Genomic DNA, 18,924 nt, shown 5'->3' with positions numbered 1-18,924 from the left:
GCATAAAATTAAATGCCAAACAGTAAAACAAAGACTAATATAGAAGAAAATAATAATATATCTTTATATTTTGCAGATGCTAAGAGAGAGAAACTTCTTACAAGAGAAGAGGAAATAGAATTAACTCAAAGGCTAAAAAAGGGAGATTCTCAGGCTAGGGCTAAACTTATAAGAAGCAATTTAAGATTTGTAATAAGCATTGCTAAACAGTATAAAAACAGCGGTTTACTTTTAGAAGATTTAATTGGTGAAGGCAATTTAGGGCTTATAATAGCAACGGACAGGTTTGACCCTGACAAAGGATATCATTTTATTTCTTATGCTGTTTATTGGATAAGGCAGAGTATATTAAGGGCTATCAATGAGAAATCAAGACTCATAAGGCTTCCTTTGAACAAGGCTATGGATTTGGTGGATTTGGAGAGGGCTGTTCATCAATGCTACTACAAAACTGGTCATATGCCTGATGTTGAAGATTTGGCTTCTATATTAAAAAAAGAGCCTAAAGAAATTAGAAATATTATGGCTATGAACAATGAATATGTTTCTCTTGAAAAAGACTTTAATATGGATGGGGTTAAAGACAGATTAGTTGATGTGGTTGAAGATAAAAACAGCAAAACTGTAGAGGATATTTTATCTGACAAAGAGCTTACTGAAGAGTTAAAAATTGCTATGGAAGAGCTTTCTGATATAGAAAAAGAGATAATCAACGCAAGATACGGTCTTGACCAAGAGAAAAAAACATTAAAAGAAGTTGGAGAGAAGTATTCGTTCACCAAAGAACGCATAAGACAAATAGAAAAAAAGGCTCTTWAAAAAATGCACTCCAAAAGATATAACTCTCTTAAAGATTTCTTAAACTAATGTCTGGACTCTACATACATATACCCTTTTGCACATACAAATGCAGCTACTGCAATTTTTATTCTGTTGTTAATATGAATGATAGAGAAATATATAAAAACTATGTTGAGGCATTAATTGCAGAATTAAAATTAAGGATAAATGATTATAAAAAAGAGATAAATACAATATATTTTGGAGGAGGCACGCCTTCAGTATTAAACGCTAATTTACTTAAATATTTACTAGACAACATATTAAATATTCTTAAAAATTATCAAGATATAAAACTAATAAAAGAAATAACTATAGAATCAAACATTAATGATATAAATGGTGAATATATTAATTTTTTAGAGAGTGTAGAAAATATAAGAATCTCCTTAGGCCTTCAAACATTCAATGAAAAATCTTTGTATCTAATCAACAGGCACACAGAATTAGGCGAGATAGTAAATGCTCTAAAACTTTTAAACGCATCTAGCATAGAAAACATTTCTCTTGACTTTATATCAGGCCTCCCTCTAAATGATAAACTTCAAACAAAAAGAGACATTATAAAAGCATTAGAACTACTACCCAAAACAAAACATATATCGCTTTACTATTTGGAGCTAACAAAATCATTAGAAGAGAAATGGAAGGATTATCTTCCAAAAGAAGAGGAAAGTGTAGAATATTATGAAACAGCTTCAAACACATTAAAAGATTTGGGCTTTATGAGATACGAAATATCAAATTATGCTATTAATAATTATGAGTCAATACATAATTCAAACTACTGGAAACTAAAAAATTATTTGAGCTTAGGGGCTTCTGCTGTTGGGTATTATAACAACAAGAGATACGAAAACATAAAAAGTGTAAAAACATATATCGAACACACTAAACAAAATAAAAAACCCATTAAAGAAATAGAATATATAGACAAAGAAACTCAAAAAAAAGAGCTTATATTTCTCTCTCTAAGAACTGTAAAGGGTATAGACATAAATAATTATAATAATTTATTTAAAGAAAATTTTAGAGACAAATATTCATCCATTATAAAAGACAACAAAAACTATTTCCTTATAACAGATGAATATTTATCTATAAAAGAAAATTATTTTAATTATGCAGATGAGATTAGTTTATTATTTTTATGACTTGTTTAATGATTCCTGGAACTCTTTATTGTTCATTAGGTATTTATCGACTATAACGGCTAAAGCACTATCTTGTTTTTTTAACTCCTTTGCCCCTCTTGTAATGGAACAAAGACTAGCATTTAAGCTTTTTGCTATTTCATATTGCGGCATCTTCCTCCTTAGCAAGGTGACTATCCTAAGCCTTTGTTGAATCATATCTTGCTCATCCTTCGTAAAAAGTTCGGAGAGTAAGCTTTTAATAAATTTTTCATCGTTTTCTGTTGCTAAAATATGTGCTAATAAGTCCATTGATACTCCTATATATTATTAAATATAATATTACTTTTTATGATATTTATATATAGTTAAGTATAGAACAAATATAATTTTTTGCAAGTGTAATTATGTTTTTATCTTAAAAATATGCTTTTATTTTGGTATTCCCGGAAGTATATAATCAAATAAAGTATAGCTTCTTTTAAATAAAGTATTCATATCTGAAGCATTAATAACATTAGGGCTTACAGAATTATTTTTAATATATCTATAAGAATCTATAACGCCATTATTAAAGTTCATATATAAATATTTCATAGTGGTATAATAATCACCAGATAAGTCTGTGTTGTATGTAAACATTAATTTATTATTACTTCTATCATTCAAATACATAAATATATCAGCATTTCTAGCAGGAGACAAGAATATATCTTCTTTACTATAAGGCTTATTGTAGTTGGTATCTATTCCTATATAGTGAGTGAGAGGCACTTTTCTGCTGCCCTTAGCATAACCAACAGCCAAACTCTCTAATGATGTATAAAAATTAGTTTGAGTGTTTAATTTAATATTAACTTTACCAATATTAATAACGTCCATAGGCACGTATTTTAATTCTCTTATTTTAATAACATCAGCATTCTTAAAATCATTAAAATAAGCGAAAGGTATAGTAAACAAATTAGGATAAGAGCCTGTAATATAAACAGTGTTCACCCTTGAGGCATTTTTAGATATATCTGAAGGGAGCATTTGAGACTCTAATCTTCTTAATGCTCTCATTCTCTCTCTAGCATCAGCAGCATTTGTAAAGCTAGTTAAACTATCTCTTACTTTATCAATGGATACAAGAGAGTTTCTTGATACTTCTTTATCACCCACAACAAAACTATAAGAGGTATATTTATCATCTTCATAAGAATAGAATATAAACATAGTGTTGGTGTTTTCATTGCTGAATATGTTATATGCATTATAAATATTCTCTCTAAAATCACTCTCTGGCACTCTTATTTTATTTAAAAGCCCGTATATATAACTTGGCTTATCTTTATAAAGCGAATAAAATAAATTAGCAAATGATGAAATAGTATTAGGCTCAAATATATACTGATTGCCGTAAATATAATCCATAGTTAAGAATATATTAGCTTCATTTGTAGTTTTATTATCTAATATGGTATTTGCAACGGTGAGTATTTCGTTTGTATTTGTCATTAGGGTGAGCAAGTTTGTTACTTTATCTAAAGGAGTTTTAGCATATATCAAATCATAAAGCACTGCTATTTCTAATATTTTGTTTTTGTTTGTGCCTGTAGTTCTCTGAGCTATATAATTTACATATCTCACATTATTTTCTACAGTCTCCCCTGACTTTAAGAATCTTGATAATGTTCTAGGTGTAAAATATTCATCTACTAAATGATAATTTTCATTTGTGTATAGGTACATAAAATGCAAGGCTCTTCTAGCACCCTTAACAGCCCCCTCATCTCCAAGTCTTCTATAAACAGGAAGCATAGCTTTCATAAAATAGTAGGCATTAGAATCGCTTATATTGCTGTAATAGTTAGTGAAGTATTGATATCCATTTTCAGAGAGAGTGTATGCGGTGTTAGTGTCTTTAAGGTTGTATCTCTCTTCTATAAAATAAGCATAATTATGCATAACTTCATTAGGAGTTTGAGAATAGCTTATAATATTAGAAATCATAGCAACAGAAGGTGTTTTTTGATATGACGCAAGTAAACGGCTTTTGAAATTATAAGTTTCATTTGAAAGCGTTGTCATGCTGTTGTCAGGCTTTCCGTATATTGTAAATAAATTATTATCATAGCCTTGCATACTCTCTTCCAAAGAATTAGTTACAAGTCTCTGAAAATAATTAGTATAAAACATCATTCTTGAATATGTGTTAGAATTGCCTACAACTAATGCTATATTATTAACTTCTTTTAATACTTCTTTATTTTCATCAAAAGTTTTCTTATCCGCATAAAGAATATAAAAATTCTTTTTCATTAGGTTTGATATATCAGAAGCTTTAGTGTCTGTAATATCCACAACTAAAGGTACATAGGAGTTAGTTAATAAATCCTCAAAAGGTATAAACCTAAACTTTCTTACTCTGTTTGTAGAGCGGGCGGTGTTATTAGTAGCATTGTTAGTAGTAGTAACAACTATATTATATTTATTAGTGCTTACTTCATTATTATTAATTTCATTATCATCAACATTATCAGTATAATTAACCTGCATCACTCTTACATTATTTGAAGAATAGCTTGCATTGATATTATTTGTAGTAAGAGAGTTGCTTGCTGCAGATAAAGAGGCTGTCATATCTATGTTTTTTCTGTCATTTCTATTAACTCTATAAAAAGAAATTAATTTACTGTCAACATAAGCAACCTTTGGAGGAAGCATATATTCAGTAGAATCATAAAGCTCTCGCACAAATGCGTTATTATTACTGCTCAAAACAATAGGACTCTCTCCAATATGAGTAACATAATCTTTTGTCTTTATTAAGTCATTAGTTTGATAATAAAAATAAGTCTTTTTGTTCTCCCTCACAAATCTATACCCCAAATAGGTATCCCATATTAAAGTTTCATCACTACGCATTGATTTATCTATATCAGTAGCCTTTACATCACAAATTACTATATTTTTTATAGGAGTATTTTCAAAAGTTTTAATAGCTTCTTTTTCATACTCTGTAATTTCTTTTAGAGATGAGGCTTCTAATTTTTTATCATAAGCAGCTGTTACTGCTGATAAATATTTTTGATAGGCATAAAGTGCTTTTTCATATAGTTTATAATAATCTCTAAGATAATAATTATTCTCGCCTAGTGTATAGAGCCTTTTATCTAAAAACTTTCTACGCATGTCTATTGCATCAAACATAGCAAGTATATTAATGCTCGCATCAGGATAATTGCCTTCCAAAAACTCTATAACTTTATATCTAGCATCCTGCAGTATGAGATTATTTTCCTCTACAAAAGTAATCATAAACACACTTTCTCTTATTCTCTGCAATATTCTAAACACATACATTACAGGCTCATCAAGACTATCAGGATAAATATCCCTATACTTCTCGCTAAAATCTATTAAAGTTGTAAGTATAGCAATCTCCTCAACTGCAAAAGCATTTACTTTCGCCTTAGAAAAAGCAGATATATATTCCCTCGCCGCCTCTTCAATATTGCCCGCAAGCTCATAAGCCTTAGCCAAATTATAGCGAATAATTATATCAGTCTTCAAATCCACAGGGAAGTTTGAGTTTGATGAGAGAATATATTTATATCTGTCTATGGCATCTTTTAACATATAAAGTCTTTGAACATTAACATCATGCATGCTCATATCCAAAGAACCGTCATTTTTCTTTCTGTTAAGCATCAAATCATTAGCTTCAGAAGTAAGCTTCAAAGCCATTATATATTGAAAAGCTGCTATATGTGAATATAATAATAATCTGTCTTTAGTGCTTACGCTGTTATTAGTAGAGAGTTCTTGAAGAGTTTTTACAGTAGTGAATAATTCCATAAAAAAGTCTCTTCTCATAGCAGTTAAATCATTTTGAGATAAATATCTTAAATAAAGCGATGATAAACTCAAATAGTTTTTAGCATCATTTTGAGCATTTTCGTATATTAAACTAGGGTTATTATTAAGAGCATTAGAGTTTATAGTTTTTCTATATTCTTCTATAGACTTTCTAAAAGAGATAACAGAATTAGAAACAGAACCCTGCCTATAATATAAATAACCTTCATTATTGTAGTAGGTAGCAAGCATTAGAGGCTGTATTGATTTTTTTGGTTTATCTTTAATAATATAATTTCTATAAGAAGCTAAAGCGTCTCTTGCTTCAGAATATCTTCCCATCTTCTCATAAAGCTCTTGATATATAGAATAAAGCATCTGCTGTTTATCAACATTAAGAGGCTCACCCGGTATATATCCTCCAAAAGAAGCAAGTCCCAAGTTTACAATATTAATATTAGCACCATATAAAGTAATGCTCACATAATTAGGGTTATATGAAGAAGAATCTAAACTGTCTATTTTAACCTTCACATTATCACAGTATTTTAAGGCATTATTATAATCTTCAAGTTTTAAGTAGCAAGCAGCAATAAGAAGTTCATTAAGTTCATTTTGCTCTACATTGTTTGTGATGATAGTGTTTCTTTCAAGAAGTGATTCTATTGCTTTAGTGTAGTCTTTTTGCTCTATGGCAGCTACAGAAGTGTAGCCTACTATTTTGTATACTGCTTCGCTGTCTCCAAGTTTTTCAAAAATCTCTCTAGCCTTGTCATATTCTCTGTAAGCACCGTTAATATCATTGTTCATCCACAAAGAATATCCATAAAAGAAATGATACCAAGCCTTGCTTTTTTCACTTCCAACACTGTTTAATAACGCTTCTGCTTCTTTATATTCATTAGCCGCATCAGAGTATCTGCCGTTTATTAAATATGAGTTTGCAAGCATTATAGATACAACATTAGGCTTAGTTTTTATCTTACTTTTAGCCATTATAAGGGCATCAATTATCTCGCTTTCTAAATTTGGTGTTTGGAGGGTTAATTGATTGTAACCTATATATTTATCATTATTTACATTATTGTCTTTATAGCTTGGCACTAATTCCATTATGCTTTTATATGTTTTATCGCTTTGAAGAACCTGCATCTTTAATGCTTCTGCAAAGGTAAGCATTTCAGCCTTTTTTATATAGTAATTCTCTTCATCAGGATAAAGAAATATGGCAAAATCCATATAAGAAACTGCTTTATCTACTATAGTATTAAAAGACTTATTTAAATACAAATAAAATCCGTCTTCTCTTTTCTTCTCGCTAACTACATATCTTTCACTATCATCTTGTTTAGCCATAGCTATGCCATAATATCTATTAGCTAAATAATAGTAGGCATTAGCAAGCTCTGCATGTGCTGAATGTTCTGAATACCTTGTAGATAAAAGGTTTCTCTCCCTCTCTGCTATAGTATATTCAAGTGATTCTATAGTGCTATATGCTCTAAGACCGCTTTCAATGATTCTTGAAGAAGCATTAGCATCATTAGGGTTATAAACTAAAACCTCTTGATAATTGTCATAGGCAATATTATATCTCTCTTCATTATATGCATTGTCTGCTAAAGTTCTATAATAGTTGGCAAGTATCATTTTAGATTCTTTAGCTTCAGATGTAGGCTCAAAGTTTTTACCGCCTGTTTTTACAGCATTAACCAATAATTGATAGGCTGCATCATCTTTTTTATCTAATAATATTTTAGCATTAGCATAATATCCCAAAGCAAGCATTGTGTCGTTTCTTGATTCCATATAGGGCTGAAATAAATTAGTGGCCGCATCATAATTTTTAGAAAGTATTAATCCATCTAAATATATAAGCCTGCTTGCAACAGATAATGGGGCATATTCATGTGAATTATCTATTATAGTTTGATAGGGAATCTTTGAATCTTTTATAAAATCTTTTGCTATTTCAAGTCTATCTGCAAATATTAAATCTTTTCTTCTATAAGGTTTATTATATAGTTCCTCATCTTCTGGGTATTTATAATTATTATCTTCAAGAGAATGAGAATATAATTTTGATATTAATACATATAAATCTTTAGTACTATCATAGTCTATTATACTATTTAGCATTTCTAATGTTGAAGCATTTGTGTTGTTTCTATTATATTTTTCATTAGCAGATATGTAGCCCGCCCATGATAATGCATTTACTATGTTTTCATTGCTTGTGATAATTGATTCATTTGTAGTATAGTATTTAGCACTAAGCCAATTATCATTAGTGTCAAAATCTTCATCTATTTTTAAAGCCAAAAATCCGTAAAAAGTGTTAGTATATTCTGTTGTTAAAACATTTTTAGAAGTATTATAAATATCTCTGTTGTTGTTAGTGTAAGATTGATACATTACATCAAAATAAGCCTTTGATACATTACCCCTATCTTTCTCTGAAGGAAAATATTCTGAAAACTTCTCTATTACCTCAACTTTTCTATTATACGGCAAAGCAACAAAGGTATTATACATGTCATTGGCATTAGCATCTTTAATAAAATATTCTTTGGTAGATCCCATAGTTGCTATACTGGTGCCTGAAGTACTTAATACATAGCTTCCAACCAAAGCAGATTCATATGCTACATTGAATGTGCTTAAACTTGTATTTTCTTCTAATACATAATATTGTCCTGTAGACAAAGAATAAGACATTAATCTTCTTTTATCGTTATATGTTAAATTACCATCTCTATCTGTATCATTTATTATTTCAAAATAAATTATAGTGTCATTGTTGTAAAATGACGGATTAAACTTAAAGGTTTTTGTGTCGGTTAAAATCATCAAATTGGTTTGAATATCATTTGTAACGTAGGAATTTGATTGCAAGTCTATTACTGCTAATTGTGAATAAGGCTCGCCTATTTTTGAAGTAATAAAAGCAATATGCCTGTCATTAAAAGAGAATGTAGGAGAAGAGGATTCTATATCTGCTCTTTTAATTACTTCTTTACCATTTGGCTTAACTGTGAAGAGTTTTTTAATATTATCTTCTCTGTCTGAAACAAAGGCTATCATATCAGCATTATGAGAGATTTCTGGGTCTGTATCATATCCTTTATGATCTGTTATTCTTACTATACTCTGCTCTAAGTTCTCCAAATTATTTTTTGAAGCTCTAATACCAAAATTAACTAGCTTGTATAGATAAATATCAGCAAAAGCATCGTCCCTAGTAGAAGAAAATACCAAATATTTTGATTTACTATCTACAGACACAGAAGAATCTATTCCGGGGCTTCTTGTTAGCCTAAAAGTTTCAAGCGTATAAGAATCTACTGCAAATATATCGGTATTACCCGCATTTTCCCTTGAATAATATACCCAAGTTCCTTCTCTGTCTATAACCGAATCTAATACAGGATTACCCTCCCCTGAAGTAAGAGAATATCTTTTATACTCTCTTAGGAAAGGTCTGCTGTTAAAAATAGAATCTGCACTCTTTTGACTGGATGCACAAGATAGCAAAATAAATAATGGTAATAATAATAACCTTAATTTCATAAACCTTTAAAAATATATAAGTAATATTAAAATAAATTACTATTTTTTTAATAAAACTTTTAAAATATTTTAGAATGAAGCTAAAGCATCATCAACGCTGTCAAAAACTTCAAATAAATCTTCTAAATCTACAGTTTTTAATATTTTCTTTATAGCATCAGGTACAGAAGCTAAAACGAGTTTTCCATTTTTATCTTTTACTTTTCTCATCATATTAATAAATACTCTAATTCCGCTTGAACTTAAATATTCAACTTTAGAAATCTCTAAAATTAAATTAATACTTCCAGATTCTATAAGAGCATCTAATTCGCTTTCTATAGATACAGATAAATTAACATCTAATTTACCTTCTAATTTTACAACTTTTGCTTTACCTTTATCTTCTATATTTAAACTCATAATATATTTTCTCCTTAAAGATTTATTCAAAAATATTATAACAAACATAATATTAAAGTCAATAATTAAGTAAAATGATAGGTATGATTTAGGTATCAAATATAAATTTTATTAGGTTTAAAATACCGCACGGTGAGTAGATTTTAAAATATAACAAAAACTGCCTTGTTAATTGATTTATATATTTTGTTTAGTTTAGCGTGCGTTGTAGAAACTACAAACTAAAAAAACTTGGGCGGGCGGCTAAAACAAGAGCGAAAGCAAAAAAGAAAAAGAACACACAAACAAGATAAAAAACATAAAACCTAAAGGGTGGGAAAAAGAACAATAAAATTTTTATGTTTTTTATTATCTGCGGGGACTAGCCCCCCTGCGAAGCGTGCCCTTAGGGTACGCACCACCAGTTCTTTTGCCGATAGGCTCCTACTAGGTATTGGTATAAAAGAAGCAAAAGAACTGCATTTTTAGAACTATACCTCTAAGTGTAAACAAAAAATATTATTTTATATTTATAGATATTCATACATATAAAATAAAAATATTTGCACTTTCGCAAAGCGTGCCCGAAGGGCGAAAACTTTTTGCGGCGGGAAAAAGTTGAATAAAAATAAAAACATAAATTATAGTTATTTAATATATACTAAAAAAATTTAAGTTTTTTGTTTGTGGTGGCTTTGCCCCCCACACCCCCAGTTCTTTTATTGGTATAAAAGAACCAAAAGAACTGCATTTTTAGAACTATACCTTTAGGTGTAAACAAAAAATATTATTCCATATTTATAGATATTCATACATATAAAGTAAAAATATTTGCGTTTTTTGCAACTTTTTTGAGCGATAAAAAAGTTGATAACATTTATATAATAGAAAGAAATTAATAAAATACATTTGTTTCAGTGTATATTAAAAAATTTGAGTTTGTTAAAATATTTTTTAGTTTTTTTATTTGTGATGGCTTGCCACCTACGAAGCGTGCCCGGAGAGCGAAAACTTTGACGAAGTCCGCACCACGACCGAAGGAAGTACCTTTAGGTATGGGTGCAAGCTGCGGGAAAGAGTTAATAATTATAATTTATAAAAATATAATAACTTTAATATATACCAAAGATTTTTATATTTTCTAAATTTCTATTTTTTATTTATTTGCAGGGCTTTGCCCCGCACCCCACTTCTTTTATTGATATAAAAGAAGCAAAAGAACTGCATTTAATGAAGTATAGCTTTTTATGTATAACAAAAATATAAACATTATTTTATATATTCCAAAAATATAAAGCTATAGCACTTGCACTTTTTGGTTCTTTTTGCGGCGGGAAAAAGAACAACATAAAAAATTACAAACTTAAAAATTTTTTAGTATATAAAAATTTAGAAAAATCAGAAAGCCTAGAAGGCGGGAAAATGTAATTAAAATTTTATTTGAATATAGGTTTCATTTACCGCACGGTGAACAACTTTTCAAATATAATGAAAACTGCATTATTGATTGATTTATATATTTTGTTTAGCTTAGCGTGCGTTGTACGAACTATGAATTTAAAAAAACTTGGGTGGGCAGCTAAAATAACGGCATAAACCAAAAAAGAAAAATGACGCATAAACGAGATAAAACAGGAAACCTAGAGGGCGGGGAATGTAATGAAAATTCTATTGAAATTAATAGTTCATTTTCCGCACGGTGAAAAACTTTTCAAATATAACAAAAACTGCATTATTAATTTATTTATATATTTTATTTAGTTTAGCGTGCGTTGTGCGAACTATAAATTTAAAAAAACTTGGGCGGGTGGCTAAAACAACAGCGAAAACAAAAAAGAAAAATAACACATAAACGAGAGAAAAACTAATAATTCTAAAGGGCGGGGAATGTAATGAAATTTTATTTGAATATAGGCTTCATTTACCGCACGGTGAACTTGTTTATAAATATAGCAAAAACTACATTATTGATTGATTTACAAACTTTGTTTAACTTAGCGTGCGTTATGTAAACTAAAAACTTAAAAAAAACTTGGGCGGGTGGCTAAAATAACTGTGAAAGCAAAAAAGGAAAAATAACACATACACTATAAAAAACATAAAACCTAAATGGTGGTGAACGTGATTAATTTTTTATTTTAAATTATCTGCGGGGACTAGCCCCCTGAGAAGCATACCCTTATGGTACGCCCCCCAGTTCTTTTGCCGATAGGCACCTACTCGATATTGGTATAAAAGAAGCAAAAAGACTGCATTTAATAAAGTATAACTTTTTATGTATAGATAAAATAGATATTATTTTATATTTATATATTCAAAAAAGGTAAAGTTGAAACATTTGCACTTTTTGCAACTTTTTGCTGCGGGAAAAAGTTGAATAAAAACAGAAAGCCTAAAGGTCTGGAAAAAGAACAACAAAAAAAATTGACAAACTTTAAAATTTTTATTAGATTCCCCGCCCATTATTCTTTATTGATTTTATTTTTAATTTTAACTTTTATTTTCTTAATTTGATTAAACAGAATTTTAAAGCCCCACCCTAGCATTATTTAAATTTATTGTATATACGCCGCACGCAGAATATTTTTTTAAACTTAGAATAAATTAATAATTTAAACTCAATTATATATAAAATTTTATTAACCGTGCGTTAAAAGAATTTTAAAATTATTTTCAATTAATATTTAAATTATTTAATAAGAAAATTTTAATCTTCTATCCTCTTTAAAACTATTTCTTGATGGATTGCCTTCTGCTCTATATATCTTTTTATCCTTTATAGAATATATACTTGACCAAATAGTATCAATATAATCTTCCTTATCATACTGACATATAAAACCATATTTGCCTGATAATAATTCTTTTGAAAAATCTAAATCATATTTATAGTTTCTAAAAGCATTTTCTAATGTATTATATCTTTCATGAGAATGCACATTATCTTCTAAATCTGTTTGATAAACTCTCATACATTCACTTACAAAATGATTGGAAGTAAATACATAATCATTTTTTATTATATGCTTTTTATCACAGTTGCATTCAACTAATGCTATATTAGAATTTCTATCTGCTATAATAATATTTTGTGCTGATGATATAGGCACTTCTTCTAAAAAAGATAAAGCCTCATTCACATCATTACATTTTTCTAATATATATCGTATAAGCATACCAGCATTAAAACCATAATTTATTTTGACAGGATATACAAAAGTCAAAGAACAAGCAAGCCCTTTTTCATTAATACCATCTTCCATTTCAATGAATGCCGTTGTATTTCCTATAAATGAATATGAATCATTTAATTTGTAATATACGCTATCACAATAGTTTTTTATGCTTTTTATAAAATCACTATTTTTTGCTAAAATAATATTATCATCAGTTTTAAATGCAAAAGAAGAACATTTATTTTCAAACGTAAAAGCATATATTGCAAATAAAAAATCTGCTATATCTTCATAATCAGTTTTTATATTATTGCTGCTTAATCCGTCAGCCATCCCTTTTATTTCTTCTATTATTTCAGGAAAAAATTCTTTATATATTGGCATGCATTTTGTTGAAAAGGCCTTACGCTCTCTTGATATATTTATTTTACTTAAAGGGTTTATATTATTTTTAGAAAGTATACTTCCATATTTGAAACCTGCTTCATAATGACTTCCTTTAAATCTTGAATGATACATACTATACTCCGCAATTTGAATTTATAGAAGGCTAGCATAATAAAAATTTAAAGTAAATATGAATAAAAAATTTTTTCAAATATAATATAAGCTAACAACCTCGATATAAATAAAAACTAGCTAACAATACAAATGTATTATTAACTAGTTTATGTTTATAATCTACTTACCGTTTATACTTTTCAATTTTTCCTAATTTTTATTAGTTAAACTCTCATTAAAAAAATTAGCTAATCTATCAAAAGGTATTAAATCAACTCTATCATAAAGATCAACATGATTTGCATTAGGTATTATTATTAACTCTTTAGGCTCTTTTGCTTTTTGATATGCATCTTCACTAAAATATCTTGAATGAGCATTTTCTCCTGCTATAAAAAGTATAGGTCTTGGTGATATAAAATCAATCTGCTCCAAAGGATAATAATTCATCAAGCTTACAGTACTTATAATAGACATTGTAGTTGTTGCACGTGGGTGAAAACCCCTATCAGTGCGATAATAACTATAAAACTCTTTTACTATATCTGGTGAGTTTTCATCTATGGTTTCAGGTGTGCCTATTTGATATTTTTTCTCTCCTCCCTCATATTCATTCCATCTCTGTTTAGAAATATCATCTATCATTTTTCTTCTGTCTTCAGGAGTTACAGAATCATATAAACCTTGACGAGCTACTCTTCCCATATCATACATACTTGCCACTGCTATAGCTTTTATTCTAGTGTCAATCTGAGCAGCACTCAAAACAAAACTTCCGCTTCCGCACACCCCTATAGCACTTATTTCATTTCTATCAACATAATCAAGCGTTCCAAGAAAATCAACAGCAGCACTGAAATCTTCAGCAAATGCCTCAGGAGAAGCAGTATAATGAGGAGAGCCTCCGCTTTCGCCGTTGTATGAAGGATCAAATGCTATAGTTATAAATCCTCTCTCTGCCATAGCCTGAGCATATACTCCTGCTGCCTGCTCTTTTACTGCTCCGTAAGGTCCGCCTACAACTAATGCTCTATATTTTTGATTGGTGTTAATATCTTTAGGAACATATAAATCAGCAACTATATTTATTCCTAATCTATTATAGAATGAAACTTTTTTTACTGTTACCTTATCGCTTTTTTTAAAAGTTTTATCCCATTTCAATGTATTATTTTGCGCCATAATAGTGCTTATAGGGAAAAGCATATATACTGAAAATAATACTACTCTTTTTAAAAAAGTTTTAATCATTAGCTTATCCTCCGCTTATTAATTTAATGTTATTATAATAGAAAAATTATGTATATCAAATATTTATTATTTATGATAATGTATACTTTTTAGGTATAATACAAAGATAAGAATTTAAGTTTAAAAACTCGCACGTTGAGCTTGTTTCTAAATATAACAAAAACTGCATTATTGATTTATTTATAAACTTTGATTAGCTTAGCGTGCGTTGTGCGAATCATAAATTTAAAAAAATCTTGGGCGGGCGGCTAAAATAACAGAATAAACAAAAAAGAAAAATAATATAGAAATGAGAGAAAAAAACTAAAAGCCTAAAGGGTGGAGAAATGTAATTAAATTTTAAAACTTAATTTATATATCCTGCCCTAGCGTTATTTAAATTTTTAGTATACACTAAAAATTTTTAAATTTGTCAATTTTTTTATTGTTCTTTTTCCCGCCGCAAAAAGAACCAAAAAGTGCAAATATAAAATTAATACTAAATAGTACTAAAATAGTATTACATGTAATATAAATTATTAATTTAAGCTAAAATATAGTCCTTTTGCTTCTTTGTGGCACCAAAAGAAGTGGGGTCTGGGGCAAAGCCCTAGATATCAAAACAAAAATATAAATTTATTTTTGACAAACTATAGTTGTTTTGGTATACACACCGCACGATAAATAAAAAAGTAGTTAACAACACAAATTGCATTATTAACTACTTTAAATTTCTAATCTAATCACCGTGCGTATTAAATAAATTTACTCTCCAAAAATACTTTTCACTATGCTGTAAATTGATGAAGCAAATCTTTTATTAACTTTTAAAGGATTAATCAAACTCTCAATGCCGTCATCAATCTCATAAAACTCAATGTCCCCAAAACTAACATCTTCATTAGCATCTATTCCAAAATACATATAGTCGAATGTTATGTGAACTGATATATTAAGATAAGTGTCTTTTAATATGTACTCAAAGAAAGTTCCTCCGTCCATAGCCTCGCCCCTAGCCATATCATACTTGCTTGCTAATGACATTAACACTCCTGCTTTTATTGTTTTGGAGTTTAGAGAATTGATTTTGTCTTCGCTTATGTATTTCTCTGTAATCTCTTCATATTTGAAATCAAGCTGATCTATTGGCTGAACTATCTCATAATCTGATAATTGACTTTCCCATTTTGCTATAGTGTCAGCATCCAATTCTGAGGGGTGAACTAAAGTTATTAAGCTATTTTCTTTTAGAGTGTATTCTTCTTCATCAACTGTGTTAAATGTGCCGTCTTCCATATACCTGAAACTTTCTATTAAACTGTTATTCTCATCATAAGCACCCCAAATGAGTTTTAAAGCAAACATATTCATTATTGGGTTTTCAACAAATACGGTTTTAAAATTGTTGTAAGTCCATTTCCTTCCATTTAATAACACTCTTTGAAGTCTTATTTTCTGATTCTGTATTAAAGTTTTTATCTCTTTTTTAAGAGTAGTACATTCTTTTTTGGCACTGTCAGCTTCTGCTTTATCGTCTTTGCTGTTTGGTGCAGGGAGCGATTTGATTATTTTTCCTTTTTCATTGTCTGTAATTGTAAGTTCAAGGTCATTGTTTATTGATAATGTAAAAGTTCTTTTTGCTTCTCCGCCGTAGTTTAAAACTTTCTCACCCTTTTGACTAAATCCAAAATTAGGTATTATTCTATCCGAAAGCTCATCGGCGGTCATATCAAGCATATAAGCAGCATTCTCCATTGTTTCTATTGCTACTTCTTTTATCTTTGCAGTAGGAGCTTTTCTTGTGAGCCCGTCTACCAATATTAAGGCATAATTTTTTCCATTCAAAGCCATACATCTTATAATAAATGCAGCCATAACAGTGCGTGAACTTTTTGCAAACTCTTTTACAAGAGGATAAACTTTATCTACTTTCAAATCATCAGAATATATCAAATAAGGTATTAAAATATTTTTCTTTGTAGCTTCATAGTTAGAATCTCTCCAATGAATATATAACATTTCCAAAGCATCGGTAAATGAAGCAGTATCAAGAATACCCGCAAGCATATCGCAGTCTTTTAATTTTGCAGGCTCTACTAAATTCATATACTCCATAACAATATATTTAAATATTCTCTCATCAGCCTCTTTGCCGTTCATGTATAAAACTTTTGTCAAATGAATATCATCTAAGAATTTTATATTTTTCTCATAGTTTGTATTGTAGTAAGTGTCAATAAACTCTAATGCCTCATCAATACTCTTAAAATTATCACCGTATTTTTTTAAGTTCCAATTTTTAATAATATTTTTTAAAGCCCCTTTAAGTTCTGATGATCTTGCTTTCTCTGACATCTTCTCAACATATTCTCTTGTAATAGATTCATTGTCAGAAATAACTTTAATACAATGCCTTTTTACTTCGACTCTCTTTGTATTTTCAAGAACTGTATAAAGTAAATGATAATCATTATAATTATATTTATTATATAAAGTCTTTAATATATCTAAGGCTGTATTTTTATTGCTTGCTATATTGTCTTTTATAAACTTATCATCATTTAATATATTTACCACTTCATCAAAATAGCTTTTTAATAATTCATCTTTCACACTATTTATAATAACATTATTATTTTCATCTAAGCATCTAAGCTCTTTATATAAAGTAGGAAGAGATTCGTCGCCATATTCATAATCCCAATTTGAAATATCTCCTACATAATCAAAATAGTATGATAATAAGATTTCTTTTAATGTAATATTTAATTCTTTATTATTTAATAAGCTATCAATAACTTCTTTTAAAGTTTTACTTCCTACAGATGCCTGCACTTCTATATATTTTCTTATTCCAATCTGAATTGGTAAATATTTAAGAATATCGAGAGCAAACTTTTTATAGTTTTTCATTTCAGGAATGTCATAATTAAATAAAGAGAATAAATAATAAAGATCTGTATTAAGACTATATCCAGGGAGAGTATTTCCCCATCTGTATGTACTGTATAGAGCGTATGTATTTTTTTTGTCTGTATAATAATCTATAAGCGTATCAAAGAGTTTATTTTTATCTTTATCAAATATTTCTTCAATATTTTCTGTAGAACTGAGAGTAGGTCTTTTAGCATACTTATTAAACTTATCTTCTGTAAATTCATTAACTATAGTTTGTAATACAACTGCAGATTTTTTTAAATTATTTGTGTCTATTTTATTATCATTATGCTCTAATAAAACACTGCTAAGTATTATGAATATTCTTTTGTTTCTATCATTATTTCTATCACTATTTAAACTGTTTTCTACAAAATTATAAATTTTATAAAAATCTTCTTTATGATTTAAATATAAATCTCTTGCCCCATAAATGAACTCATAATGATAATAGTTATCAAAATGCTGTGCTATAAATGTGAAATCATTTGGATAATTTATAGCTTTAAAGAATTTCTCTCTAGCTTTATAAGGATTTTTATAATCTAATAATCTTAAATGGTATCCAAGTATAATATTAATGTCAATGATATATTCTTCATTTTTATTAAGCACTTCTATAAATTTATTTTTTACAGCCTCATTTTTATCTAAAACAGCAGCAATTACATTTAAAGTGTCATAAAGATTAGGAAGAACATCGAATGATTTTACAGCTGCATTAATATATTTTTCATCGCATTCTTTATTATTTTTTATCACAGAACATATTGCAATCAATGGTATTACAGCATCTCTGTCCATTTTTTTTAATATTTTTTTATTATCATTGTTATTAATAATATCAATATATTTATCTGTATATTCTTGAAACTCTTTACTAAAGTATTTATTAAAATTTTCAAAAACTTTATATATTGAACCTTGACCATTTAGAGTTCTTGCATTCTCTTTATATTTTTTCTCATATCCATAAAGAAGATATCTGAGTGATTTTTCAAAATCTTTATTGACTATATAATCAAAAATAACATATTTAGTTCCGCCTTCTCCTCCCTTATCTCTTCCATAAATAATTATCTTCATGAAATGTTCATATCTTTTCTTTAATTTCTCATCTTCTATAGAAAAATAATCTTTCAAAAAATCATCTTGTTGTCCACGAAAATAATCATAAGTACTCCTATTTATTTTGCTTAAATCATTTGTAGATTCGCATTTTGCCATATCATCTTTTATAGAAGAGCTTTGATAATATTGTTCAAGTTTTTTTTCTAAGTCCATAACATCCTCCATAATTTTTTATTATATAT

8 protein-coding genes are annotated in these 18,924 nt (G+C 28.5%); 2 read left to right on the top strand and 6 right to left on the bottom strand.

Annotation, left to right across the window (positions count from 1 at the left end):
* The first annotated feature begins 12 nt into the window (after window positions 1-12).
* Both GQX97_RS08765 and hemW read left to right on the top strand, forming a co-directional pair.
* Window positions 13-867 (top strand): RNA polymerase sigma factor RpoD/SigA, encoded by an 855-nt coding sequence (locus tag GQX97_RS08765; RefSeq protein ID WP_157151561.1) that lies wholly within the window; start codon window positions 13-15, stop codon window positions 865-867.
* The gene (gene hemW / locus GQX97_RS08760; RefSeq protein WP_157151560.1) at window positions 867-1,994 is read left to right on the top strand and encodes a radical SAM family heme chaperone HemW; all 1,128 of its coding nucleotides are present in this window, start codon (window positions 867-869) and stop codon (window positions 1,992-1,994) included. Before GQX97_RS08765 ends, hemW begins: the two co-directional genes overlap by 1 nt.
* Here the strand turns inward: hemW and GQX97_RS08755 are convergent.
* From GQX97_RS08755 to GQX97_RS08730, 6 genes are all read right to left on the bottom strand, one after another.
* On the bottom strand, window positions 1,989-2,285 hold the full coding sequence (locus GQX97_RS08755) for a Trp family transcriptional regulator (RefSeq protein ID WP_157151559.1): 297 nt from the start codon (window positions 2,283-2,285) through the stop codon (window positions 1,989-1,991). The two genes, hemW and GQX97_RS08755, sit on opposite strands and share 6 nt — an antisense overlap.
* A gap of 120 nt (window positions 2,286-2,405) precedes the next feature.
* Window positions 2,406-9,386 carry a PD40 domain-containing protein gene (locus GQX97_RS08750; protein WP_157151558.1) on the bottom strand — a complete coding sequence of 2,327 codons (6,981 nt, stop codon included), beginning with the start codon at window positions 9,384-9,386 and terminating at the stop codon, window positions 2,406-2,408.
* A gap of 69 nt (window positions 9,387-9,455) precedes the next feature.
* Window positions 9,456-9,788: an STAS domain-containing protein gene (locus GQX97_RS08745; RefSeq protein ID WP_157151557.1), complete on the bottom strand. Its 333-nt coding sequence runs from the start codon at window positions 9,786-9,788 to the stop codon at window positions 9,456-9,458.
* A gap of 2,672 nt (window positions 9,789-12,460) precedes the next feature.
* Complete coding sequence (locus GQX97_RS08740; protein ID WP_157151556.1) at window positions 12,461-13,462, bottom strand: C45 family autoproteolytic acyltransferase/hydolase; 1,002 nt, start codon at window positions 13,460-13,462, stop codon at window positions 12,461-12,463.
* Between the two features lie 192 nt (window positions 13,463-13,654).
* Window positions 13,655-14,695: an alpha/beta hydrolase gene (locus GQX97_RS08735; protein WP_157151555.1), complete on the bottom strand. Its 1,041-nt coding sequence runs from the start codon at window positions 14,693-14,695 to the stop codon at window positions 13,655-13,657.
* 744 nt (window positions 14,696-15,439) lie between these two features.
* Complete coding sequence (locus tag GQX97_RS08730) at window positions 15,440-18,895, bottom strand: DUF4132 domain-containing protein (RefSeq protein WP_157151554.1); 3,456 nt, start codon at window positions 18,893-18,895, stop codon at window positions 15,440-15,442.
* Between the last annotated feature and the right edge of the window lie 29 nt (window positions 18,896-18,924).

This window comes from Brachyspira sp. SAP_772 (assembly GCF_009755885.1).
In the GTDB taxonomy this organism is placed as follows: Bacteria; Spirochaetota; Brachyspiria; order Brachyspirales; family Brachyspiraceae; genus Brachyspira.
This window is presented reverse-complemented; position numbering and strand designations above follow the sequence as displayed.